This is a genomic window from Enterobacter cloacae complex sp. IR5418, assembly GCF_049238105.1.
In the GTDB taxonomy this organism is placed as follows: Bacteria; Pseudomonadota; Gammaproteobacteria; order Enterobacterales; family Enterobacteriaceae; genus Enterobacter; species Enterobacter hormaechei.
The window spans coordinates 150,791-173,634 of record NZ_JBMKHS010000002.1 but is presented as its reverse complement, the minus strand read 5'-3'; the positions used below and the strand labels follow the sequence as shown (position 1 = coordinate 173,634).

Below are 22,844 nucleotides of genomic sequence, written 5' to 3'. Positions count from 1 at the left end.
AAGTAGAACGTTCTACTAAAACGTTCTACTTACAATAACAGCGCTAAAAAAAGCGCTACTCGGGGGAAATCAGCATGAGTCTGATATCAGGGTTTGTTAAATCGCTGTCTAAATTATCGATGATTGGTCGCGCCTTAATGCTGCCAATTTCACTGCTTCCCGCTGCGGGCCTGCTGCTGGCCTTCGGCGATAAGTTCCACCTGCCGCTGATGATGAACGCTGGCGGGGTTATTTTTGATAACCTGCCGATGCTGTTTGCCATCGGCTCTGCCGTGGGTCTGGCGTCGGAGTCCGGTATCGCGGCGCTTTCTGCGGCGGTGTCGGTGTTTGTCACCAACATCACCATCAGCACCGTGCTGAGCATTACGCCGGAAATGGCCTCTCAGGGCGGGAAATACGCTATGGTCGTCGGCATCCCGACGCTGCAAATGGGCGTCTTTGGCGGCCTGATCTGCGGTATTCTTGCGGCCTGGTGCTACAACCGCTTCCACACCATGCAGCTGCCGGAGTTCCTCGGCTTCTTCTCCGGTAAGCGTTTTGTGGCGATTGCGACGGCGTTTCTGTCGTTCCTCCTCGGCCTGCTGCTGCCGTACGTCTGGCAGCATATTCAGTCCGGGATCGATGCCCTGTCCGTGGTGGTAAACGGCGACAACCAGGCGGCCTCGACCTTTATCTTCGGCCTGGTAGAGCGCGCGCTGATCCCGCTCGGCCTGCACCACATCTGGTATCCGTCGTTCTGGTATTCGTTCGGGGATTACACCACCCAGGCAGGCCAGGTGATCCACGGCGACCAGACTATCTGGTTCAAGATGCTGGAAGAAGGGGTAAAATCCTTTAGCAGCGACACCTACCAGAACGCAGGGAAGTTCATGCAGGGTGAGTTCCCGCTGATGCTGTTCGCGCTGCCCGCGGCATGTCTGGCGATGTACCACGAAGCGCACACCAAAAATAAGAAAATCGCGGCCGGTATTCTCTTCTCTGCGGCGCTAACCTGTTTCCTGACGGGGATCACCGAGCCGGTGGAGTTCACCTTTATCTTCGTGGCGCCGATTCTCTACGTTTTCAACGCCATCATGGCGGGTCTGGCGTACATGACCATGTACCTGCTGCATGCGCATATCGCCAAATCGTTCTCGGCGGGCTTTATCGACTACCTGTCGTTCGGCATCCTGCCGTCGTTTAACGGCTATCAGACCAACTTCCTGAGCGCCATTATCATCGGCATTCCGATGGCATTGATCTACTACTTCACCTTCCGCTTCGTGATCCGCCGTTTCGACGTGAAAACGCCGGGCCGTACTGAAGTGACCGCCAGTGCGAATGACAAGTCCGATTCCGAACTTGCCACCGAAATCATCGGCCTGCTGGGCGGTGCGCAGAACATTGATTCCGTCGGCTCCTGCATCACCCGCCTGCGTCTGGAAGTGGCGAAGAGCGATGCGGTGGACCGCGACGGGCTGAACGGGCTTGGCGCGCGCGGCGTGGTGTTCGTGGGCGACAACGGTATACAGGTGATTTTCGGGGCCAGAGCACAGTTTATCGCCCAGACCATGTCCACGATGATTGGCAAATAATAAGATGCCTGAAAGAGGCGTCTCCTGTAGGCTGGGGGACGCCTCTTATCTGGCTGATAATCGGTAAATTTCAGGGAGCGGTTTTGAAGAAAGTCAGCATTATTGATGTTGCAAAGCATGCGGGCGTGTCGGTCTCTACCGTCTCGCTGGTGCTGCGCCAGAAAGGGAAGATCTCAGAGGCGACGATCGGGAAGGTCAATGCCGCCATCACCACGCTGGGCTATGTTCATAACGTCGCCGCTGCCAACCTTCGCGCCAACACCTCCAACTTAATCGGCCTGATCCTGCGCGACTTCAGTGACAGCTTTTCCATTAAAGTGATGGCGAGCATCGTTCAGGAGCTGGAGAAGCAGGGTTATATGGTTTTTCTCGGTCAGCCGCTGAACGACGGCGAACATCTTGAACGGACCCTGCTCTCGTTTAAGCAGCAGGGCGTGGCGGGCGTCATCTACCTGGCGTCGGACACCCGCGCCGCCTCTCTCCCGGAACACATTCGTCACTGCCCGCTGCCGCTTGTGGCGGTTTCGCAGTCGTTGCTGGAAGAGAAATGCAATCTGGTGATGCGCGATAACCGCCAGGCGGCGAACCTGGCCGCGCGGTATTTTATTGAGCGCGGGCACCGCAACATCGCCTACATTGGCGGGCGCGACGGGTGCCGTATCCGCGAGCAGCGCCTGCTCGGTTTTCGCAGCGCGATGACGCAAAACGGGCTGGTCTGGCGTGAGGAATATTCTCCCGCCTGCACCGATGACACGCAGGCGGCGGCCATGGCGACTCGCCAGCTGCTGGAGAAGAACAATACGATTACCGCCCTGCTCTGCCATTCACCGGATGCAATGCTCGGTTCGATCTCGGGCATTCACCAGGTGGGGCGCACGGTGGGTAAAGACGTGTTTTTAACCCAGCAGGTGGCGCTGATTGGTTTTGAAGATATGCTTCACGTTAACCTCACATCGCCGTCGCTGACTTACGTGTCGTCTGCCAGTGAAGAGACAGGCCGCCAGGCGGCAGGGCTGATGATCCGCAGGCTGAAAGAGCCGGATCTGCAAACGCAGCGCATTACCCTCTCCGGGCAGCTTATTACGCGGGAATCGGCGTAAAATCAGAATTTAGCACAGGTTTGCTGCGGCGGATCTGCTGCTATATTCCCATGATTTGCCATGGATAAATGCAATGCCTACCGTTATCACTCACGCTGCCGTTCCTCTGTGTCTGGGCTTAGGGCTCGGAACCAAAGTCATCCCACCCCGCCTGCTGTTTGCCGGGATCGCCCTCGCCATACTGCCGGACGCCGACGTACTGGCGTTTAAATTCGGTGTCGCTTACGGCAATATTTTCGGCCATCGCGGTTTTACGCATTCGCTGCTGTTTGCCTTTGTTGTGCCGATACTTTGCGTGCTGGCAGGCCGACGATGGTTCCGGGCCAGCCTGACGCGCTGCTGGCTGTTTTTAACCGTGTCGCTGCTGTCGCACAGCCTGCTGGATTCGATCACCACCGGCGGGAAAGGCGTCGGCTGGCTGTGGCCCTGGTCGGATGAACGTTTCTTTGCACCGTGGCAGGTGATTAAGGTCGCGCCGTTTGCACTGTCGCGCTATACCACCCCGTACGGGCATCAGGTAATCATTTCAGAACTGCTGTGGGTGTGGCTGCCGGGGGCGGTGCTGATGGGAGTATTATGGTGGAAGAAGAGAAGGTAAAAAAAAGCCGGGTGGCGGCTGCGCCTTACCCGGCCTACTTTCACCTGTAGGCCCGGTAAGCGTTAGCGCCACCGGGCGTTACGGACTTACTTACGACGCCAGGTGGTCCCCTGCGGGCCATCCTCCAGAATAATGCCCATCTCGGTCAGACGGTTACGCGCCGCATCCGCCGCCGCCCAGTCTTTCGCCTGACGCGCTTCCAGACGTGCTTTAATCAGTGCTTCAATTTCCGCCACTTCGCCGTCGTCCGCCTGCGCACCGCTTTGCAGGAACACGTCCGGCTCCTGCTCCAGCAGGCCGAGCACGGAGGAGAGCTTACGCAGATGAGACGCCAGCGCATTCGCCGCCGCCATGTCTTCTGACTTCAGGCGGTTCACCTCACGCGCCATGTCGAACAGCACGGAGTAGGCTTCCGGGGTGTTGAAGTCGTCGTTCATGACATCAACAAAGCGGGCTTCGAACGCCTCGCCGCCTGCGGCCGGAACAGACCTGTCGGTGCCGCGCAGTGCGGTATACAGACGCTCCAGCGCAGCGCGCGCCTGCTTCAGGTTCTCTTCGCTGTAGTTCAGCTGGCTGCGATAGTGACCAGACATCAGGAAGTAGCGCACGGTTTCCGCGTCGTAATACTTCAGCACATCGCGCACGGTGAAGAAGTTGCCCAGCGATTTCGACATCTTCTCGCGGTCCACCATCACCATCCCGGAGTGCATCCAGTAGTTCACGTACTCGCCGCCGTGGGCGCAGGTAGACTGTGCGATTTCGTTTTCGTGGTGCGGGAACATCAGATCCGACCCGCCGCCGTGAATGTCGAAATGGTTGCCCAGCTGTTTGCAGTTCATCGCAGAACATTCAATGTGCCAGCCCGGACGCCCTTCGCCCCACGGGGATGGCCAGCTTGGTTCGCCCGCTTTGGACATCTTCCACAGCACGAAGTCCATCGGATTACGCTTCACGTCCACCACGTCCACGCGCGCACCGGCCTGGAGCTGGTCCAGATCCTGGCGGGAAAGCGCACCGTAGGTGGGGTCCGTCGGCACCGAGAACATCACGTCGCCGTTGTCCGCCACATAGGCGTGACCGCGTTCGATCAGCTTTTCGGTGATCTCGATGATTTCATGAATGTGATGGGTCGCGCGCGGCTCGCTGTCCGGGCGCAGAATATTCAGGGCATCAAAATCTTTGTGCATTTCCGCGATCATGCGATCCACCAGCGCGACAAAGCTTTCGCCATTTTCATTAGCACGTTTAATGATTTTGTCGTCAATGTCGGTAATGTTGCGCACGTACTTCAGGTTATAACCCAGGAAGCGCAGGTAGCGTGACACCACGTCGAACGCGACAAAGGTACGGCCATGGCCGATATGACAGAGATCGTAAACCGTAATACCACACACGTACATGCCAACTTCCCCGGCATGGATAGGTTTAAATTCCTCTTTTTGGCGCGTCATTGTATTAAAGATTTTTAACATCGAAGATTCCATGTAAACACGTGTGTGGATTGTTTGTTCCTTATAATACCCATAATTCGGAGTATGGTCAGCACACAATGCAAGGTGATCGTGTCCTGTGGTTATGCTATAACAAGCCCCTATATGTGACCCGAGCACGGGTCGACGCACCACAATAACGGAACAGGATGCAAAAATGGTTACTTTCCACACTAATCATGGCGATATCGTAATCAAAACCTTTGATGACAAAGCGCCTGAAACAGTTAAAAACTTCCTGGACTACTGCCGCGAAGGTTTCTACAACAACACTATTTTCCACCGTGTGATCAACGGCTTTATGATCCAGGGCGGCGGTTTCGAGCCTGGCATGCGCCAGAAAGAGACGAAAGAAGCGATCAAAAACGAAGCGAACAACGGCCTGAAAAACACCCGTGGTACGCTGGCAATGGCCCGTACTCAGGCGCCACACTCTGCAACCGCACAGTTCTTCATCAACGTAGCGGACAACGACTTCCTGAACTTCTCTGGCGAAAGCCTGCAAGGCTGGGGCTACTGCGTATTCGCAGAAGTGGTTGAAGGAATGGACGTGGTCGACAAGATCAAAGCCGTTTCTACTGGCCGCAGCGGTATGCACCAGGACGTTCCTAAAGAAGACGTTGTGATCACAAGCGTGACCGTCAGCGAGTAATTGGTGGCGACACTCTTTATTGCGGATCTGCATCTGCAAACAGAAGAACCGGCGATCACCGCCGGTTTTCTGCGTTTTTTACACGGTGAAGCGAAAAGCGCCGATGCGCTGTACATTCTGGGCGACCTGTTTGAGGCCTGGATTGGCGACGACGACCCGAACCCGCTGCACCGTGACATGGCTGCGGCCATTAAAGCACTGGTGGATTCCGGCGTCCCCTGCTATTTCATTCACGGCAACCGTGATTTCCTGATTGGCCAGCGCTACGCCCGCGAGAGCGGCATGACGCTGCTGCCGGAAGAGCAGGTGCTCGACCTCTATGGCCGCAATATTCTGATCATGCACGGCGATACGCTCTGCACCGACGATACCGGCTACCTGGCGTTTCGCGCCAAAGTCCACACCCCGTGGATCCAGAAAATGTTCCTCGCCCTGCCGCTGTTTATCCGCAACCGCATCGCCGCCAGAATGCGCGCGGGCAGCAAAGCCGCCAACAGCAGCAAATCGATGACCATTATGGACGTCAACCCGCAGGCGGTGGTGAACGTAATGGAAAAGCATCGCGTTCAGTGGCTGATCCACGGCCATACCCATCGTCCCGATGTGCATTCCCTTATCGCCAACGGTGAACCGGCCCATCGCGTCGTTTTAGGCGCCTGGCACAGGGAAGGATCGATGGTGAAAGTCACGCCGGAAGGTGTGGAACTGATCGCCTTCCCGTTTTAACCTCTCCCCGTTTTTTCGCCCATTTCTCGACAACGCAACCGTTTTCCTTGCCGGTATTACATGCTATTCTCTGTGCCCTCGAAAGCAGTGTGTTCCGCACCACAGGAGTTTTAAGACGCATGTCTTCCCGCAATAATCCGGCGCGTGTCGCCATCGTGATGGGGTCCAAAAGCGACTGGGCTACCATGCAGTTCGCCGCCGAAATCTTTGAAATCCTGAATGTTCCGCACCATGTTGAAGTGGTTTCCGCGCACCGTACGCCGGATAAACTGTTCAGCTTCGCCGAAAGCGCCGAAGTGAACGGTTACGAGGTGATCATTGCTGGTGCGGGCGGCGCAGCACATCTGCCGGGCATGATTGCCGCCAAAACGCTGGTGCCGGTACTGGGTGTTCCAGTACAAAGCGCCGCGTTAAGCGGGGTGGATAGCCTTTACTCTATCGTCCAGATGCCGCGCGGCATTCCTGTCGGTACGCTGGCGATTGGTAAAGCGGGTGCTGCAAATGCCGCCCTGCTGGCCGCGCAGATCCTGGCGACGCATGATAAAGACTTACATCAGCGTCTGGCTGAGTGGCGTAAAGCCCAGACCGACGAGGTGCTGGATAACCCGGATCCGCGGGGTGCAGCATGAAGCAGGTTTGCGTTCTCGGTAATGGTCAGCTTGGCCGCATGCTGCGTCAGGCCGGTGAGCCGCTGGGTATTGCCGTCTGGCCCGTCGGGCTGGATGCCGAGCCGGAAGCGGTGCCGTTCCATCAGAGCGTGATCACCGCCGAAATTGAACGCTGGCCGGAAACCGCCCTGACCCGCGAACTGGCGCGCCATAACGCCTTTGTGAACCGCGACGTATTCCCGATCATCGCCGACCGTCTCACGCAAAAACAGCTTTTCGATAAGCTCGGTCTTGCGACCGCGCCGTGGCAGCTGTTGTCTGACAAAAGCGAGTGGAACGACGTGTTCGCGATGCTGGGCGAACTGGCGATCGTGAAGCGTCGCGTGGGTGGCTACGACGGTCGCGGCCAGTGGCGCCTGCGCGCGCACGACACCGCCGAACTGCCGGACGACTGCTACGGCGAGTGCATCGTCGAGCAGGGCATTAACTTCAGCGGTGAAGTGTCGCTGGTGGGCGCACGCGGGCACGATGGCCGCACGGTGTTCTACCCCCTGACGCATAACCTGCATCAGGACGGCATTCTGCGCACCAGCGTCGTCTTTCCGCAGGCCAATGCCGACCAGCAGGCGCAGGCGGAAGAGATGCTTTCTGCCATCATGCACGAGCTGGGCTACGTAGGCGTGATGGCGATGGAGTGCTTCGTCACGCCGTCGGGCCTGCTTATCAACGAGCTGGCGCCGCGCGTGCACAATAGCGGCCACTGGACGCAAAACGGTGCCTCCATCAGCCAGTTCGAGCTGCATCTGCGCGCCATTACTGACCTGCCGCTGCCGCAGCCGGTGGTGACCAGCCCGTCGGTGATGATCAACCTGATCGGCACCGATCTGAACTACAACTGGCTGAAGCTGCCGCTGGTGCACCTGCACTGGTACGACAAAGAGGTCCGCCCGGGTCGTAAAGTGGGCCACCTTAACCTGAACGATACCGACACGGATCGCCTGAGCGCCACGCTGGAAGCGATTGTTCCCCTGCTGCCGCCAGACTATGCAAGCGGCATTGTCTGGGCGCAGTCAAAACTGAAGTAAGTATCCCCGCCGGGGAGTTGACCTTCCCCTTCCCCGGCGTACAATCCCCGCCCATTGCTGCTCAGTTTTCTTCTGGAATCATCATGAACGATGGAACGGACTATCGCGCGATCCTCGCGTCCGATACCCCAATAATCGACGTTCGCGCGCCGATCGAATTTGCCCAGGGTGCGATGCCCGCCGCACTCAACCTGCCCTTGATGAACGACGACGAGCGTGCCGCCGTCGGCACCTGCTATAAACGCGAGGGACCCGAAGCCGCACTGACGCTCGGCCATCGCCTGGTGAACGGCGAGACGCGAGAGGCGCGCATCAACGCCTGGCGCGAAGCCTGCCTGACCCATCCTGAGGGCTATCTCTGCTGCGCGCGCGGCGGTCAGCGCTCACACATCTCCCAGGCCTGGCTGAAAGCGGCGGGTGTCGATTACCCGCTGATCCGCGGCGGCTATAAGGCCCTGCGCCAGACGGCGATTCAGGTGACCGTTGAGCAGTCACAGAAACCGATGGTGCTTATCGGCGGCTGTACCGGCAACGGTAAAACGCTGCTGGTGAAACAGCACGTACAGGGCATTGATCTGGAAGGGCTGGCGCACCATCGCGGCTCGTCGTTTGGCCGCACGCTCACCCCGCAGCTTTCTCAGGCGAGCTTCGAGAATCACCTTGCGGTTGAGCTATTGAAAAAAGATGCCACGCGCTGGGTACTGGAGGATGAGGGCCGGATGATTGGCTCTAACCACCTGCCGGAGTGCCTGCGCGACCGCATGGCTGACGCCCCTATCGTGGTGGTCGAAGATCCGTTTGAGATCCGCCTGGAGCGCCTGCGCGAAGAGTATTTTGACCACATGTGGGCCGATTTTTCTGCTGCCTACGGCGAGGAAGCGGGCTGGAAAGCGTACAGCGAATACCTGCACCACGGCCTGTTCGCCATTCGTCGCCGTCTGGGGCTGCAACGCTTCGCGGAATTTACCGCCCTGCTGGACGCCGCGCTCGTCGCGCAACAGCGAACAGGCTGCACTGACGCACACTACAGCTGGCTTGCGCCGCTGCTGAAGGACTATTACGACCCGATGTACAGCTATCAGCTGGATAAAAAAGCGGAGAAGATTGTCTATCGCGGAACGTATGGCGAGATCGCTGACTGGCTTAATCGCTAAAAGAAAGCCGGGTGGCGGCTACGCCTTACCCGGCCTACATGTTCTACCCGTCTGTTCCCTCTCCCTTTCAGGGAGAGGGTTAGGGTGAGGGTTAGAAGTCGTAACGCAGACGCACCAGGTTCATGTCGCCCAGGTTGTCGGTGCTGGAAGTGAACACGTGTTCGTAATCCACACGGAAACCGTAGTCCAGCTGGAAGCTGATACCCACGCCGTTGTCGATACGCTGGTAGTTACGGCCATTCACGTACTCGATGCGGTCACCCATGAAGTAAGGCTGGATGGATTTCACCGCATACTGACCCACCGGGAACTTGTACCCGGCAAAGTATTCAATACCCCATGCATCACCGGCGAAGTAGTCGTTAACAGACACTTTTTTGGTGGTCATGAAGTTCTGATACCAGCCGCCGCCCGCGGAGAAGGTCCAGTTATCCGGCGTCCAGCTCAGCGCAGTACCGAGGATGTTCTGGTCGTAAGATTTGCTGTCGCCGTTGTCCGGGTTACGCATGTCCGCGCGAGTGTAGTTCCACGCGGCGCCCCAGGTCAGGTCGGTGGTCAGATGGTAATCAATACCCAGCGAGCCGCCGCCTTTACGCTTGTAACGCAGGCCGTTGCCCGGCAGGTATTCGCTGTCTTCAAACAGGTAAGAGGCGTAGATGTCGGCATCGCCCACGGTTTTCTTGTACTTCAGCATCTGGCGTGAACGGTAAGAACCGTCGTAGTCGCCGTTGATCCCGTTACCCGGCGCCTGACCAATCATGTCGTAGTCCCAGATATCGGTTTTCGCGCCCACCACATCATAGTACACGCTGTTCTGTTGACCGAAGGTCAGCGTACCCCAGGTGTCGCTCTTCAGGCCGGTGTAGAGCATACGACGTGAGGTGTCGTGCGCGCCGTCGGCATAGTGGTTATCCCAGTTAAACTGCGCCGGAATGTTCACACCCAGCTCGTAGTAGGTGATCCAGCTGATGTCATCGAACAGGTAGTAGTCTGCCGCGAAACGGAAGCGGGTACCGCCGTCAAAGCCGTTACGCTTGTAGCCGTTTTTGCCGTCATCACCGGTCATGTTCTGGAACTGAGGACGGATGCTGCCGCCAACGGTAAAGTTCAGGCGGCTCAGCGGGTTACCCGCCTGCGGATCTTGTTTCAGAAGGGTGATTTCCGCCTGCGAAGCGAAAGAAGCCAATGCCACTGCTGCGCCGATCGTTGTCGCCAGCGCTGTTTTTCTTATAGTCATTCTTTTTCCTTGATAGACACGCTGCTAAATATTTAGCTGGTGAATATTAACCGGAAAAATTCGGGCTGTGTGGGCGGGTTTTTAATGTTTTGTGCTACTAAATGCAGGGGCATTAACGATTTGTGCCGTTAAGCGACGACGCACCAGCAGAAATGCCGGTGCGTCATCATCACGTCAGTAAATTAGCTGACAAACTGGCGGAACAGCGCTTTACCTTTCAACAGCCGGGTTCCGAGCCAGCCGCCGCACAGGGACAGCAGCACGGCGCCGCAGATGGGCAGCGTTACCCACAGCCGCCAGTCAGGCTCCCACGGGAAGTCGAAGACTTTGCTCTGGAGTACCGCCAGCGCGGTTTCCGCCCCGATGGCCGCCACGAGGCCCGCTACCAGCCCGAGCAGGGCAAATTCGCTCCACAGCGTGGCGCGCAGCAGCCGTTTACTGGCCCCCAGCGTGCGGTAGACCATCAGCTCCTGATGACGCTGACGCATGCCCACCTGCACCTGCGCCAACAGCAACAGCACACCGCAGATTGTCACCAGCACCACCATCACCTCCAGCGCACGGCTCACCTGCTCCAGCACCAGCCCGACCTGTTTGAGGATCGCGCCGATATCCAGCAGGCTCACCGTCGGGAACTCCCGGTTAAGCTGGGTCAGCATGACGTTGCCGTTTTCCCAGCGGAAGCTGGTCAGCCAGCTCTGGGGCTGTCCGTCCAGCGCGCCCGGCGGGAAGATGAAGAAGAAGTTTGGCCGCAGGCTTTCCCAGTCCACTTTACGCAGGCTGGTGACTTTGGCGGTGAAATCCTGGGTATCGCCGGTGAAGGTGACGCTGTCTCCCAGCTTCACGTTCAGGCGCGTCGCCAGCCCCTCTTCCATCGACACCTCCCCCGCTTTCGGCGGCCAGGTGCCGGCAACGATCGGGTTATGGTCCGGACGTTTCTCCTGCCAGGTCAGGTTCAGCTCGCGGTTAAGCGATTCATCCTTATTGCCCTCCGTCGACTGGCCGTTGATCTGCGTCAGACGCGCCCGCACGATCGGATAGAACGACTCGGGGATAATGTGATGCTCCGACAGGAAGCCCTTCAGCGGCGTCACCTGTTCGGGGGCAATGTTGATCAGGAAATAGTTCGGGCTTTCCGGCGGAAGCTGCTGCTGCCAGCGATCCAGCAGATCCCCGCGAAGCACCAGCAGAAGCGCCAGCAGCATAAACGACAGCGAAAATGCCGAGAGCTGGCTGAGGGTGGACCACGGCTGATGCAGCAGACGGTTCACCGCCAGCCGCACCGGGAGTGATTTCACCGTCAGCTTTTTAAGCAGACTGAGCAACAGCCAGCCCAGCGCGCCGCACAGCAGCGCCAGCACCACCGCGCCTGCCAGTACCGCCCAAAGAAGCGTACTGCCGCCCATCAGCCAGGCCAGCAGCGCGACCGCCACCGCAATAATCACCGGCAGGTAAACCTTCAGCGGCCAGACGTTGGCCACCACATCGCGGCGCAGAACGCGCAACGGCTGGGTGGCGAGCAGCAGCCGGTACGGGCGTAACCCCACCAGCAGGGAGATCGTCGTCATCGCGCCAATGGCCCACAGCCACGGCCAGAGGCTTGCCGGGGGCAATGCAGCCGGAAGCACCGGTTTCAGCAGCACCATCAGCAGCTTTTCAAACAGCAGCCCTATCGCCCCGCCGGTAATAGCCGACAGCGCCAGCACCATCAGCCACTGGCCGACAATCAGCCTGCGCAGCTGCGCCCGGCCCGCGCCGAGGGTTTTAAGGATCGCCACCAGATCGTAGCGGCTGCGGCAGTAGTGCCCCATCGCCACGGCCACCGCCGCAATAGCCAGCAACAGGGTTAACAGCGCCGACAGCAGCAGGAACTGCTGAGAACGTTCGAGGGATTTGCCGAGTGCCCCCTCGTCCTGCTCCAGCCCGTACCAGCGGTGCTCCGGCTTGAGCTGCGGCAGAAGCCATTTTTCATACGCCTCCAGTTGGGCAGGCGTTCCGCCAAACTTATAGCGCCAGGTGACACGGCTGCCCGGTTGGACGGCACTGGTTTTCGCCACGTCGGCGGTGTTCATCAGCAGGCGCGGCGCAAGCTGGAACGGGTTAAAGCCGGAGTCAGGCTCCTGCACCACCTCCCCGGCGATTTTCAGCGTCGCGTCGCCCACGTCAATACTGTCGCCGGGTTTCAGGTTCAGCAGCGCCATCAGGCGCGATGCCAGCAGCACCGTGCCGGGCGTCGGTTTAAGCCCCGGCGGGCTGGTTTGTAAGTCACCGTACATCGGGTAGATGTCATCTACGGCTTTCACGCTGGCGAGCTGCGGCGTATCGCCCGCGAAGGTCATGGTCTGGAAGGTGATCTGCTCCCCCACCTTCAGCCCCTCTTTGCGCGCTGCCTCAATCCAGCCCGGCGGCACCGGGCGAGAACTTTGCAGGGTTCGATCCCCCGCCATAAATTCCCGGCTCTGCTGGCTTAGCCCCTTTTCCATACGATCGCTGACGCTGCCGAGCGCCAGCACGCAGGCCACCGCCAGGCTCAACGCCAGCCAGACAATCAGCAGCGAAGGCGAGCGCCATTCGCGCCAGAACCAGCGGGTAATCATGCTTCCTCCTGAAGAACACCGTTGACCAGCCGCAGGCGACGGTCGCAGCGTGCAGCCAGCTGGGGATCGTGGGTGACCAGAATCAGCGTCGTGCCGTGCTCACGGTTGAGGGAAAACAGCAGATCGGCAATTTTGTCCCCGGTTTTACGGTCGAGATTGCCCGTTGGTTCATCGGCAAACAGCACTTCCGGCCGTCCGTTAAACGCCCGGGCCAGCGCCACGCGCTGCTGCTCACCGCCGGAGAGCTGTGCCGGAAGATGGTCCAGGCGTTTCCCCAGCCCCAGCTGTTCCAGTAAGGCCTTCGCGTGATCGCGGCTTTCACGGGTATTTTCACCGCGCAGCAGGCCGGGTAGTTCAACGTTTTCCAGCGCGTTCAGCGTCGGGATCAGCATGAAGGACTGAAAGACAAACCCGATATGCCGGGCACGCAGCGCGGCGCGGGCCTCTTCATCAAGCGCGTGGAGAGGCTGGCCGACCAGGTTCACTTCGCCACTGCTGCCATCGTCCAGACCGGCGAGAATAGCCAGCAGCGTGGACTTACCGGAACCGGATTCGCCAATCAGGGCGATGGTTTCGGCACGTTTGACAACGAGTTCAACTCCGGTGAGGATGGAAAGCTCGTGTTCTCCCTGACCGACGGACTTCTTAAGACGATGAACTTCAACAATGTTTTCCGCTGGCATTTGCCCTTCCTGTTTTTGATACTGATGACCTTCCGCGCGGCGGCTGCGGACACGTTATTGATTCTGGGTGACAGCCTGAGCGCGGGCTATCGTATGGCCGCCAGTGCGGCCTGGCCCGCCCTGCTCAATGATAAATGGCAGTCCCGGACGACTGTCGTTAACGGCAGTATCAGCGGCGATACGTCGCAGCAAGGCCTGTCGCGCCTGCCTGCCCTGCTTAAGCAGCATCAACCGCGTTGGGTGCTGGTCGAACTCGGCGGCAATGATGGTTTGCGCGGCTTCCAGCCTCAGCAAACAGAGCAAACGCTGCGGACCATTTTGCAGACCATTAAGGCCGCCAACGCCCAGCCGCTGCTGATGCAAATTCGCCTGCCCGCTAACTACGGCCGTCGGTATAATGAGGCGTTTAGCGCGATCTATCCTAAGCTTGCCAAAGAGTTTGATATTCCGCTGCTGCCATTTTTCATGGAAGAGGTCTATCTGAAACCCCAGTGGATGCAGGATGATGGCATTCACCCCAATCGCGATGCCCAGCCGTTCATTGCCGACTGGATGGCAACCCGGCTGGCTCCTTTAGTAAAACATGACTCGTCAAACAGCTGAGAACCTGACAGGTAAAGTTATGCAAAAATCGGTCTTAATAACAGGATGTTCCAGCGGAATTGGCCTTGAAAGCGCCCTTGAACTGAAGCGTCAGGGGTTTTGGGTGCTGGCAGCCTGCCGCAAACCCGAGGATGTTGAACGCATGAGAGGGCTGGGATTTACCGGCATACTGCTGGATCTCGATTCGCCAGAGAGCGTGGAGCAGGCCGCCGATGAGGTCATCGCCCTGACCAACAACCGTCTTTACGGTCTGTTCAACAACGCGGGCTACGGCGTGTACGGCCCGCTTCAGACCCTCTCACGGGAACAGCTGGAGCAGCAGTTCTCCGCAAACTTTTTCGGTGCGCATCAGCTTACCATGCGCCTTCTCCCGGCCATGCTGCCGCACGGCGAAGGGCGCATCGTGATGACCTCCTCGGTCATGGGCCTGATCTCCACGCCGGGCCGCGGGGCTTACGCCGCCAGTAAATATGCGCTTGAAGCCTGGTCCGATGCGTTGCGCATGGAGCTGCGCCACAGCGGTATTAAGGTCAGCCTGATTGAGCCGGGTCCCATTCGCACCCGCTTTACGGAAAACGTTAACCAGACGCAGGCGGACAAACCGGTCGAAAACCCCGGAATAGCGGCGCGTTTTACGCTTGGCCCAGAAGCCGTCGTTGCCAAAGTGCGCCACGCGTTTGAGAGCGATACCCCTAAAATGCGCTATCCGGTCACGCTGGTGACCCATGCCGTCGGCTGGTTGAAACGCCTGCTGCCGGGGCGGATGATGGACAAAATTTTGCAGGGTTGAGTTGAAGCGACGACGCTTACCCCCATGTAAAGAGTAAACCGATAAAAGAGAATGCCGCATGTCCGTACAGAATATCGTCAACATAACTGAAGCTAACCTGCAACAGACGCTTGAACAGTCGATGACCAAACCGGTGCTGTTCTACTTCTGGTCTGAACGCAGCCAACACTGTCTGCAACTGACGCCGGTCCTGGAAAGCCTTGCCGCGCAGTACAACGGTCAGTTCATTCTGGCGAAACTGGATTGTGACGCCGAACCGATGGTCGCGTCCCAGTTTGGCCTGCGTGCGATCCCAACCGTCTACCTGTTCCAGAACGGTCAGCCGGTCGATGGCTTCCAGGGGCCGCAGCCGGAAGAGGCGATCCGCGCCCTGCTGGATAAAGTCCTGCCGCGCGAAGAAGAGCTGAAAGCGCAGGAAGCCATGGCGCTGATGCAGGAAGGCAAGTACGACGAGGCGCTGCCGCTGTTAAAAGACGCGTGGCAGCTGTCGAACCAGAACAGCCAGATTGGTCTGCTGCTGGCAGAGACCCAGATTGCCCTGCACCGCCCCGAAGACGCGGAAGCCGTGCTGAAAACGGTGCCGATGCAGGATCAGGATACCCGTTATCAGGGGCTGGTGGCGCAGATTGACCTGCTGAAACAGGCGGCGGATACCCCTGAAATTCAGCAGCTTCAGCAGCAGGTTGCGGACAACCCGGCGGATGCCGCGCTGGCAAGCCAGCTGGCGCTTCAGCTTCATCAGGTGGGGCGTAACGAAGAGGCACTGGAACTGCTGTTTAGCCATCTTCAGAAAGACCTGGGCGCCGCAGACGGTCAGGCGCGGAAGATGTTCCAGGAGATCCTCGCCGCGCTCGGTACCGGTGATGCGCTGGCGTCGAAGTATCGTCGTCAGCTGTACGCGTTGCTCTACTAACCCAAAAATGCCCGGTGGCGCTAACGCTTACCGGGCCTGGAAAAACCGATATTACCCCGTCTTTTTCAACTGCGTCACCACCAGCTGGTGGCGCGCGTTGTAAAACTTCCGATAGGTCAGGTAGCAGGCAATAATCGTCGACAGACTCGCCGTAGAGAGCAGCATAAACGTCACCATAATCTGGTACTTAATGGCTTTTACCGGATCGATACCGGCAAAAATCAGCCCCGACATCATTCCCGGTAAACTGACCAGCCCCACCGTTTTGGCGGAATCCACCGTTGGGATCAGCGAAGAACGAATGCTGTCGCGGATCAACCGCGCCGAGGCCACCTTAGGCGTCGCACCCAGGCTTAGCTTCTCCTGAAGCTGCTGCTGTTCACTGCTGAAGCGTTGCCCCAGATTGTTGTAGCACAACCCGACCGCCACCATCGCATTGCCCGCAATCATCCCGGAAATGGGGATCACCTGCATCGGCGTAAACTCAATCGAGCCGGAGAGCACCAGCACCGCCAGCGTTAACGCGGTTCCGGTGGCGATGGCGATAAACGATGAAATGAACGCTTTATCGATGTATTTACTGCGCTTCTGCGCATTCCACGCCGCGTTAAAGCAGATAAACAGCACCATCAACAGGGTCAGCACGGCATGATTGACGTTGAAGATGTATTTCAGCACATAGCCGACGATGATGAGCTGAATGACCGCGCGGGCGATACTCCACAAAATGTCTTTTTCCAGCCCCAGCTTTTCCCGGTAGCTGACCACAATCGCCACCAGTACCAGTACCATCGACAGCGCCAGCGATTCGTTGGTTATATTATGTTCACCCACGGTGAGCCTCCTGCATTTTCCCGCCCTGCGGCCTGAGCGTGATGACGTCATCCGCATGGGTAATTTCGTTTGAATCATGCGTCACCCACAGCACGGCAATATTCTGCTCCCGGGCGTAGCGATGGATAATGTCATTGACGTTGCGTTTGTTAGCGTCATCCAGCGCGCTGGTGATCTCGTCCAGCAACAGCGCCTTCGGCAGGAATTGCAGGTTACGGATCAGCGAGACGCGCTGCTTTTCCCCGCCTGACAGGTCGGCGATCGATTTGGTCAGCGTTTCCGGCGAAAGCCCAAACCGGGCCAAATCGTCGGCAAACTTTTTCGGTTCAGGCGTTTGGTTGCGAATGTCCCAGGGGAACACCAGATTGTCGTACACCGTGTCACCAAACAGGGACGGCGTTTGCACGCAGTATGACACCTGCTGGCGATAGCTTTCCGGTGAAAGCGTGGCGATATCTTTCCCTTCAAACAGAATGGTTCCTTCCGTCGGGCTGAGTAACGAGGCCACGATTTTCAGGAGTGTGCTTTTGCCGCACCCGGAGGGGCCGGTAATCAGTTTAAATTCGCCCGGCGACAGACAAAAATCGACATGCTGAAGCAGGGTAGTGTCACCCACGCGAAAGCCAACATCCCTGATACCCAGAAGATTTTTTTTATTATTCATTCCGATTCCGTTAAGCGCTGTAATAAGAACAGCCTTTAGCATAATCCTTTCCGGTATACAGCGCGAATAGCCTTAATCTATAGCAAGTGTTAAACTTTTTGTTCGCTAATTGTCACCTCTATAACTACAGGAAGTCAGCAACATGACACATATCTTTTATGAGTTCTCTTCCCTGAAGCCAGGTGTTCCTGATGTGGAAACATTAATGGAAGTCATCAATTCTTCAGAACTCACGCGTTTTGTCATGGGTGCTGAGGTGGTCGATTTTGTTAAGAAGGCGCTCATCGTTAACACCACGATCGGTAGCTTTAAAAACTGCTATTTTGCTTTCGATGACGGGGCTTACTTTCTTGAATTTGACGGCAAGGGTAAATCGAGACGCTTTACCGAGGTGCCGGACTGGTTCGTTTCTCCTGCGGAATTTGCCCGCTCGCAATGGCTGATTAACCATGACCTGGCCGATGTGAAGGCGACGACGTTTATTGACGTGCTGATGTCCTATCCGCTCAAAGAGCGCCGGGCGCACTGTAATCTGCTGTTTGGTCTGGATCTGCATAAGGTCAATGTGGTTCCGGCACCAACAGCGCCTGCCGGAAAAATGGGCAATAAAAACGGGAAAACCACCAAGCCGCGCGTCACGGATCTCGGCTCTTTTGAGCTATTTACCGCGTTCTTTGCGCGCATGAAAACCGCCGTCTATGCAAATGAATTCCCTACCCTACAGGTGCTGACCGGCCAGGAGGATCTGACAAAAGCGCCGCACAGCTTAAAGCAAGGGATCAGAACCTGGTTTAAAGCGATTACCGGCGATCTGCCGCCGAACAACAAACGTGTCGGGGCGGGCAATGCAGTGCTGTTCTGCGCCCCCATCCGCGAGCAGATCCAGCAGATAGAGGCCATCGGCCTGGAAAAATACTATCAGGGCTTATCGAAAGCCATCGCTGACGCCGGGGATGGGTTTATCACCGACTTCAGCTATACCTGGTCTGAAGCGTAACGCTTTGCGCCCCGCATCCCGAACGGGGCGTTTTATTTCTACAAGTCCGGTTCCCACCTCTTTACAGGGGCGAAAAGCCGTTCGTTAGCCGATATACTTACGTTCAACAAATACGCAATTTTTCTCGTTACGGCATGCAAAACAGGAGGTTTTTATGCTCATCGTTGTCCCTGTCCTTATTTTCGTTGCGCTGGTTATCGTGGGCGCAGGCGTCAAAATTGTCCCGCAGGGTTACCAGTGGACCGTCGAACGTTTCGGTCGCTACACCAATACGCTTCAGCCTGGTTTAAGCCTGATCGTCCCGTTCATGGACAGAATTGGGCGTAAGATCAACATGATGGAGCAGGTACTGGATATCCCTTCCCAGGAAGTCATCTCCAAGGATAACGCCAACGTCACCATCGATGCGGTGTGTTTTATTCAGGTGATTGATGCGCCGAAAGCGGCCTATGAGGTGAGCAACCTGGAGCTGGCGATCGTCAACCTGACCATGACCAACATCCGTACCGTGCTCGGCTCGATGGAACTGGACGAAATGCTCTCCCAGCGCGACAGCATCAATACCCGCCTGCTGCACATTGTGGATGAAGCCACCAATCCGTGGGGGATCAAAGTGACCCGCATTGAGATCCGCGACGTGCGCCCACCGGCAGAGCTGATCGCCTCCATGAACGCCCAGATGAAGGCCGAGCGTACCAAGCGCGCCTATATTCTTGAAGCCGAAGGGGTGCGGCAGGCCGAGATCCTGAAAGCGGAAGGGGAAAAACAGTCGCAGATCCTGAAAGCCGAGGGCGATCGTCAGTCTGCCTTCCTCCAGGCGGAAGCGCGTGAACGTTCAGCGGAAGCGGAAGCCCGCGCAACGCAGATGGTCTCCGAGGCGATTGCCGCCGGGGATATCCAGGCCGTGAACTACTTCGTCGCGCAAAAATATACCGATGCGCTGAAGGAGATCGGCTCTGCGAACAACAGCAAAGTGGTGATGATGCCGCTGGATGCCAGCAGCCTGATGGGATCTATCGCCGGGATTGCCGAACTGATTAAAGACGGCGGAAACGAGCGTAAAAAATGATTGAACTCATCGTTGCACATCCTCATGCGTTCTGGCTAAGCCTTGGCGGCTTGCTGCTGGCCGCCGAGATGCTTGGCGGCAACGGTTATCTGCTGTGGAGCGGTGTGGCCGCGGTGATCACCGGGCTGGTCGTCTGGCTGCTGCCTGTCGGCTGGGAGTGGCAGGGTGCGCTGTTTGCCGTACTCACGCTGGTGGCCGCCTGGCTGTGGTGGCGCTGGCTGAACAAACGGGTTCAGGCGCAGAAGCCCGTCGACGCACATCTCAACCAGCGTGGGCAGCAGATCGTGGGTCAACGTTTTACGCTTGATAACGCGCTGATCAACGGACGCGGTCATATGCGCGTGGGCGACAGTTCGTGGCCGGTGGTGGCCGATGACGACCTCAGCGCCGGCACGCGGGTTGAGGTCATTGCGGTGGAAGGCATTACCCTGCGGGTGAAATCCTGCCAGGCTTAAGCCTTGCGATGACAGCAGCCGGAAAGATTGTCGATAATCGGGCAGTCGGCGCTGTCATCTCCCGGGCAGGATTCCGCCAGCTGTAGCAACTGCTCACGCATCGCCTGTAATTCGATAATATGGCGTTCGATCTCCGCCACTTTTTCCAGCGTACGTTTTTTCACGTCGGCGCTGTGGCGCTTCGGATCGTTAAACAGGTTTACCAGCTCGCCGCACTCTTCCAGGTTAAATCCAACCTGTCTTGCCTGACGCAGTAACGTCAGTTCATCAAGATGCAGCTGCGTATAGCTGCGGTAGCCATTCTCACTGCGCAACGGTGGCGTCACCAGCCCTTTTTCCTCATAAAAGCGAATCGCTTTGCTGGTTAAGCCGGTTTTTTTCGCAACATCGCTGATATTCACATTTCCCCCTTGACCTTCCCCTTGATGGAAGGTTTAACCTTCATAACAGTTAGCGAAAAGCAGAGTGAAGGTCAACAATTGACCAGAACATTATACGGGAGTTTTGTTATGTCTCACACTATCGACCTGACACTGGACGGCCTCTCCTGCGGCCACTGTGTCAAACGCGTTAAAGAAAGCCTGGAACAGCGCCCTGACGTGGAAAGCGCTGACGTGACGATCGATCATGCCGCCGTAGTCGGCAGCGCCAGCGCCGAGGCGCTGATTGATACCATTAAACAGGCCGGTTACGGGGCGGAGTTAAGCCACCCAAAGGCTAAACCGCTGGCAGAGTCATCATCCCCGTCGGAAGCACTGACAGCGGCCACTCCTGAGCTTCCGGTAGCAGATGATCTTGATGACAGCCAACAGCTGCTGATCAACGGCATGAGCTGCGCCAGCTGCGTCTCACGGGTACAAAACGCCTTACAGGCAGTACCGGGCGTCGCGCAGGCACGGGTAAACCTGGCGGAGCGCACTGCGCTGGTGATGGGCAGTGCCTCTGCCGCAGATTTAGTGCAGGCCGTGGAGAAAGCGGGCTACGGGGCGGAGGCCATCGAAGATGATGCCGAGCGCCGTGAACGCCAGCAGGAAACGGCCATCGCCACCATGAAGCGCTTCCGCTGGCAGGCGATCGTCGCCCTGCTGGCCGGTATTCCGGTGATGGTGTGGGGCATGATGGGTGACAACATGATGGTCACCGCAGACAACCGCACCCTGTGGCTGGTGATTGGTCTGATTACCCTTGCAGTCATGGTGTTCGCTGGCGGGCACTTCTACACCAGCGCCTGGAAGAGCCTGAAAAACCGCACGGCGACGATGGATACGCTGGTCGCGCTCGGGACAGGCGCCGCGTGGCTGTATTCGATGAGCGTTAACGTCTGGCCGCAGTGGTTCCCGATGGAGGCACGCCATCTTTATTATGAAGCGAGTGCGATGATTATCGGTCTGATCAACTTAGGCCATATGCTCGAAGCCCGCGCGCGTCAGCGCTCGTCGAAAGCACTGGAACGATTACTCGATTTAACCCCGCCGACGGCCCGCGTGGTGACGGACGACGGGGAGAAAAGCGTTCCGCTCTCAGAGGTACAACCGGGTATGACGCTGCGCCTGACCACCGGCGACCGCGTGCCCGTCGACGGTGAAATCACCCAGGGCGACGCCTGGCTGGATGAAGCCATGCTGACCGGGGAGCCGATCCCCCAGCAAAAATCACAGGGCGATGCCGTTCATGCCGGTACGGTGGTGCAGGACGGCAGCGTGCTGTTCCGCGCCAGCGCTGTCGGTAGCCATACCACCCTTTCGCGCATTATTCGCATGGTGCGCCAGGCCCAGAGCAGCAAGCCGGAAATCGGTCAGCTTGCCGATAAAATCTCCGCCATTTTTGTGCCGGTGGTGGTCGGTATTGCCCTGCTGAGCGCGGCAATCTGGTATGTCTTCGGCCCGGCGCCGCAGATTGTCTACACTCTGGTGATCGCCACCACGGTGCTGATCATCGCCTGCCCTTGTGCCCTTGGTCTGGCCACGCCGATGTCGATTATCTCTGGCGTCGGACGCGCCGCCGAATTTGGCGTTCTGGTCCGTGATGCTGACGCCCTGCAACGGGCAAGCACGCTGGACACCCTCGTCTTTGATAAAACCGGCACGCTCACCGAGGGCAAACCGCAGGTGGTGGCCGTTACTACCGCTGGCTGTACGGAATCGGATGCCCTGCGCCTTGCCGCCGCGCTGGAGCAAGGCTCCAGCCACCCGCTGGCGCGCGCCATCCTTGAGAAAGCCGGTGATGCCCGCCTGCCGCAGGTCAGCAACTTCCGTACCCTGCGCGGTTTAGGGGTCAGCGGTGAAGCCGAAGGGCATACGCTGCTGCTGGGTAACCAGGCACTGCTAAATGAAAACGGGGTTGATACGTCCGCGCTGGACGCTGAGCTGCACGCGCAGGCCGCTCAGGGCGCGACGCCGGTTCTGCTGGCGAGGGATGGTCAGGTGGCGGCGCTGCTGGCCGTGCGCGATCCGTTACGTCAGGACAGCGTGGATGCCTTACAGCGCCTGCACCGCGCGGGCTATCGTCTGGTGATGCTGACCGGGGACAACCCGACCACCGCCAACGCCATTGCGAAAGAAGCCGGTATTGATGAGGTGATCGCGGGCGTGCTGCCGGACGGCAAAGCGGACGCCATCAAGAACCTGCAAAGTCAGGGTCGTCAGGTGGCGATGGTGGGCGATGGCATCAACGACGCCCCGGCGCTGGCGCAGGCTGACGTAGGCATTGCAATGGGTGGCGGGAGCGATGTCGCCATTGAAACCGCTGCGATCACCCTGATGCGTCACAGCCTGATGGGTGTGGCGGATGCGCTGGCGATTTCGAAAGCCACGTTGCGCAACATGAAGCAGAACCTGCTGGGGGCGTTCGTCTATAACTCACTCGGGATTCCGATTGCCGCCGGGATTTTATGGCCGCTGACCGGCACCCTGCTGAACCCGGTTGTCGCGGGTGCGGCGATGGCGCTCTCGTCAATTACCGTGGTGAGCAACGCCAACCGTCTGCTGCGGTTTAAACCGAAGGATTGAACCTTGT

At 58.2% G+C, this 22,844-nt stretch carries 22 protein-coding genes; 15 read left to right on the top strand and 7 right to left on the bottom strand.

Translation table 11 applies throughout. The annotated features are described in order from the left end of the window. Positions 1-74: 74 nt before the first annotated feature. From ACOTX7_RS02495 to ACOTX7_RS02485, 3 genes are all read left to right on the top strand, one after another. Complete coding sequence (locus ACOTX7_RS02495) at positions 75-1,574, top strand: PTS transporter subunit EIIC (RefSeq protein WP_039273257.1); 1,500 nt, start codon at positions 75-77, stop codon at positions 1,572-1,574. A gap of 83 nt (positions 1,575-1,657) precedes the next feature. Next, positions 1,658-2,674: a Mal regulon transcriptional regulator MalI gene (gene malI, locus ACOTX7_RS02490; protein WP_221257012.1), complete on the top strand. Its 1,017-nt coding sequence runs from the start codon at positions 1,658-1,660 to the stop codon at positions 2,672-2,674. Positions 2,675-2,747: 73 nt separating this feature from the next. Next, positions 2,748-3,272 carry a metal-dependent hydrolase gene (locus tag ACOTX7_RS02485; RefSeq protein ID WP_221813015.1) on the top strand — a complete coding sequence of 175 codons (525 nt, stop codon included), beginning with the start codon at positions 2,748-2,750 and terminating at the stop codon, positions 3,270-3,272. 86 nt (positions 3,273-3,358) lie between these two features. Here ACOTX7_RS02485 and cysS read toward each other — a convergent pair whose 3' ends face one another. Continuing rightward, entirely contained in the window at positions 3,359-4,744 is a 1,386-nt protein-coding gene (gene cysS / locus ACOTX7_RS02480) for a cysteine--tRNA ligase (RefSeq protein WP_221257010.1), read from the bottom strand. A gap of 175 nt (positions 4,745-4,919) precedes the next feature. On the opposite strand from cysS, the gene ppiB reads away from it, so the two are divergent. From ppiB to mnmH, 5 genes are all read left to right on the top strand, one after another. Then, positions 4,920-5,414, top strand: coding sequence for a peptidylprolyl isomerase B (ppiB, locus tag ACOTX7_RS02475; RefSeq protein ID WP_000256009.1), 495 nt, complete (start codon positions 4,920-4,922; stop codon positions 5,412-5,414). 3 nt (positions 5,415-5,417) lie between these two features. Then, on the top strand, positions 5,418-6,140 hold the full coding sequence (gene lpxH / locus ACOTX7_RS02470; RefSeq protein ID WP_221257009.1) for a UDP-2,3-diacylglucosamine diphosphatase: 723 nt from the start codon (positions 5,418-5,420) through the stop codon (positions 6,138-6,140). Positions 6,141-6,259: 119 nt separating this feature from the next. Then, on the top strand, positions 6,260-6,769 hold the full coding sequence (purE, locus tag ACOTX7_RS02465) for a 5-(carboxyamino)imidazole ribonucleotide mutase (protein WP_221257008.1): 510 nt from the start codon (positions 6,260-6,262) through the stop codon (positions 6,767-6,769). Next, positions 6,766-7,833: a 5-(carboxyamino)imidazole ribonucleotide synthase gene (gene purK / locus ACOTX7_RS02460; protein ID WP_047355325.1), complete on the top strand. Its 1,068-nt coding sequence runs from the start codon at positions 6,766-6,768 to the stop codon at positions 7,831-7,833. Before purE ends, purK begins: the two co-directional genes overlap by 4 nt. An 83-nt stretch (positions 7,834-7,916) precedes the next feature. Then, the gene (gene mnmH / locus ACOTX7_RS02455; protein ID WP_221813013.1) at positions 7,917-8,987 is read left to right on the top strand and encodes a tRNA 2-selenouridine(34) synthase MnmH; all 1,071 of its coding nucleotides are present in this window, start codon (positions 7,917-7,919) and stop codon (positions 8,985-8,987) included. Positions 8,988-9,078: 91 nt separating this feature from the next. On the opposite strand, the gene ACOTX7_RS02450 is transcribed toward mnmH, so the two are convergent. The 3 genes from ACOTX7_RS02450 to ybbA form a co-directional block, all read right to left on the bottom strand. Further along, positions 9,079-10,224, bottom strand: coding sequence for a porin (locus ACOTX7_RS02450; RefSeq protein WP_000155505.1), 1,146 nt, complete (start codon positions 10,222-10,224; stop codon positions 9,079-9,081). A 182-nt stretch (positions 10,225-10,406) separates the two neighbouring features. After that, positions 10,407-12,821, bottom strand: a complete 2,415-nt coding sequence (ybbP, locus tag ACOTX7_RS02445; protein ID WP_221257006.1) for a putative ABC transporter permease subunit YbbP — start codon at positions 12,819-12,821, stop codon at positions 10,407-10,409. Beyond that, a complete protein-coding gene (gene ybbA, locus ACOTX7_RS02440; RefSeq protein WP_006809828.1) occupies positions 12,818-13,504 on the bottom strand; it encodes a putative ABC transporter ATP-binding protein YbbA in 687 nt (228 codons plus the stop codon). The genes ybbP and ybbA overlap by 4 nt, the downstream gene beginning before the upstream one ends. Here ybbA and tesA point away from each other — a divergent pair. From tesA to ACOTX7_RS02425, 3 genes are read left to right on the top strand one after another with little or no spacing between them, the layout of a single operon-like run. Beyond that, positions 13,475-14,107: a multifunctional acyl-CoA thioesterase I/protease I/lysophospholipase L1 gene (gene tesA / locus ACOTX7_RS02435; protein WP_221257005.1), complete on the top strand. Its 633-nt coding sequence runs from the start codon at positions 13,475-13,477 to the stop codon at positions 14,105-14,107. The two genes, ybbA and tesA, sit on opposite strands and share 30 nt — an antisense overlap. Beyond that, positions 14,088-14,897: an SDR family oxidoreductase gene (locus tag ACOTX7_RS02430; protein WP_006809829.1), complete on the top strand. Its 810-nt coding sequence runs from the start codon at positions 14,088-14,090 to the stop codon at positions 14,895-14,897. Before tesA ends, ACOTX7_RS02430 begins: the two co-directional genes overlap by 20 nt. 58 nt (positions 14,898-14,955) lie before the next feature. Continuing rightward, the gene (locus tag ACOTX7_RS02425) at positions 14,956-15,810 is read left to right on the top strand and encodes a co-chaperone YbbN (protein WP_006809830.1); all 855 of its coding nucleotides are present in this window, start codon (positions 14,956-14,958) and stop codon (positions 15,808-15,810) included. 51 nt (positions 15,811-15,861) lie between these two features. On the opposite strand, the gene fetB is transcribed toward ACOTX7_RS02425, so the two are convergent. Together fetB and fetA are read right to left on the bottom strand one after the other, a co-directional pair. After that, positions 15,862-16,644, bottom strand: a complete 783-nt coding sequence (gene fetB / locus ACOTX7_RS02420) for an iron efflux ABC transporter permease subunit FetB (protein WP_205921323.1) — start codon at positions 16,642-16,644, stop codon at positions 15,862-15,864. Beyond that, positions 16,637-17,308 (bottom strand): iron efflux ABC transporter ATP-binding subunit FetA, encoded by a 672-nt coding sequence (gene fetA, locus ACOTX7_RS02415; RefSeq protein WP_221257004.1) that lies wholly within the window; start codon positions 17,306-17,308, stop codon positions 16,637-16,639. Before fetA ends, fetB begins: the two co-directional genes overlap by 8 nt. Before the next feature lie 142 nt (positions 17,309-17,450). Between fetA and ACOTX7_RS02410 the strand changes: the two genes are divergently transcribed. The 3 genes from ACOTX7_RS02410 (at position 17,451) to ACOTX7_RS02400 (ending at position 19,829) form a co-directional block, all read left to right on the top strand. After that, complete coding sequence (locus ACOTX7_RS02410; RefSeq protein WP_205924307.1) at positions 17,451-18,305, top strand: hypothetical protein; 855 nt, start codon at positions 17,451-17,453, stop codon at positions 18,303-18,305. 154 nt (positions 18,306-18,459) lie between these two features. After that, on the top strand, positions 18,460-19,374 hold the full coding sequence (locus ACOTX7_RS02405; protein WP_003858941.1) for an SPFH domain-containing protein: 915 nt from the start codon (positions 18,460-18,462) through the stop codon (positions 19,372-19,374). Next, complete coding sequence (locus tag ACOTX7_RS02400) at positions 19,371-19,829, top strand: NfeD family protein (protein WP_221257003.1); 459 nt, start codon at positions 19,371-19,373, stop codon at positions 19,827-19,829. Before ACOTX7_RS02405 ends, ACOTX7_RS02400 begins: the two co-directional genes overlap by 4 nt. On the opposite strand, the gene cueR is transcribed toward ACOTX7_RS02400, so the two are convergent. Beyond that, positions 19,826-20,230: a Cu(I)-responsive transcriptional regulator gene (cueR, locus tag ACOTX7_RS02395; protein WP_006809835.1), complete on the bottom strand. Its 405-nt coding sequence runs from the start codon at positions 20,228-20,230 to the stop codon at positions 19,826-19,828. The two genes, ACOTX7_RS02400 and cueR, sit on opposite strands and share 4 nt — an antisense overlap. A 108-nt stretch (positions 20,231-20,338) precedes the next feature. On the opposite strand from cueR, the gene copA reads away from it, so the two are divergent. Next, positions 20,339-22,837 carry a copper-exporting P-type ATPase CopA gene (gene copA, locus ACOTX7_RS02390; RefSeq protein ID WP_221257002.1) on the top strand — a complete coding sequence of 833 codons (2,499 nt, stop codon included), beginning with the start codon at positions 20,339-20,341 and terminating at the stop codon, positions 22,835-22,837. The last annotated feature ends 7 nt before the right edge of the window (positions 22,838-22,844 follow it).

Bases quoted from the DNA above. Each gene is read 5' to 3' on its own strand.
- ACOTX7_RS02450 (WP_000155505.1), bottom strand. From the start codon at position 10,224: ATGACTATAAGAAAAACAGCGCTGGCGACAACGATCGGCGCAGCAGTG.
- ybbA (WP_006809828.1), bottom strand. From the start codon at position 13,504: ATGCCAGCGGAAAACATTGTTGAAGTTCATCGTCTTAAGAAGTCCGTC.
- cysS (WP_221257010.1), bottom strand. From the start codon at position 4,744: ATGTTAAAAATCTTTAATACAATGACGCGCCAAAAAGAGGAATTTAAA.
- ACOTX7_RS02430 (WP_006809829.1), top strand. From the start codon at position 14,088: ATGACTCGTCAAACAGCTGAGAACCTGACAGGTAAAGTTATGCAAAAA.
- ppiB (WP_000256009.1), top strand. From the start codon at position 4,920: ATGGTTACTTTCCACACTAATCATGGCGATATCGTAATCAAAACCTTT.
- ACOTX7_RS02495 (WP_039273257.1), top strand. From the start codon at position 75: ATGAGTCTGATATCAGGGTTTGTTAAATCGCTGTCTAAATTATCGATG.
- ACOTX7_RS02485 (WP_221813015.1), top strand. From the start codon at position 2,748: ATGCCTACCGTTATCACTCACGCTGCCGTTCCTCTGTGTCTGGGCTTA.
- fetA (WP_221257004.1), bottom strand. From the start codon at position 17,308: ATGAATAATAAAAAAAATCTTCTGGGTATCAGGGATGTTGGCTTTCGC.
- purK (WP_047355325.1), top strand. From the start codon at position 6,766: ATGAAGCAGGTTTGCGTTCTCGGTAATGGTCAGCTTGGCCGCATGCTG.
- tesA (WP_221257005.1), top strand. From the start codon at position 13,475: ATGAACTTCAACAATGTTTTCCGCTGGCATTTGCCCTTCCTGTTTTTG.
- ACOTX7_RS02425 (WP_006809830.1), top strand. From the start codon at position 14,956: ATGTCCGTACAGAATATCGTCAACATAACTGAAGCTAACCTGCAACAG.
- ACOTX7_RS02400 (WP_221257003.1), top strand. From the start codon at position 19,371: ATGATTGAACTCATCGTTGCACATCCTCATGCGTTCTGGCTAAGCCTT.
- ACOTX7_RS02405 (WP_003858941.1), top strand. From the start codon at position 18,460: ATGCTCATCGTTGTCCCTGTCCTTATTTTCGTTGCGCTGGTTATCGTG.
- ybbP (WP_221257006.1), bottom strand. From the start codon at position 12,821: ATGATTACCCGCTGGTTCTGGCGCGAATGGCGCTCGCCTTCGCTGCTG.
- copA (WP_221257002.1), top strand. From the start codon at position 20,339: ATGTCTCACACTATCGACCTGACACTGGACGGCCTCTCCTGCGGCCAC.
- ACOTX7_RS02410 (WP_205924307.1), top strand. From the start codon at position 17,451: ATGACACATATCTTTTATGAGTTCTCTTCCCTGAAGCCAGGTGTTCCT.
- purE (WP_221257008.1), top strand. From the start codon at position 6,260: ATGTCTTCCCGCAATAATCCGGCGCGTGTCGCCATCGTGATGGGGTCC.
- mnmH (WP_221813013.1), top strand. From the start codon at position 7,917: ATGAACGATGGAACGGACTATCGCGCGATCCTCGCGTCCGATACCCCA.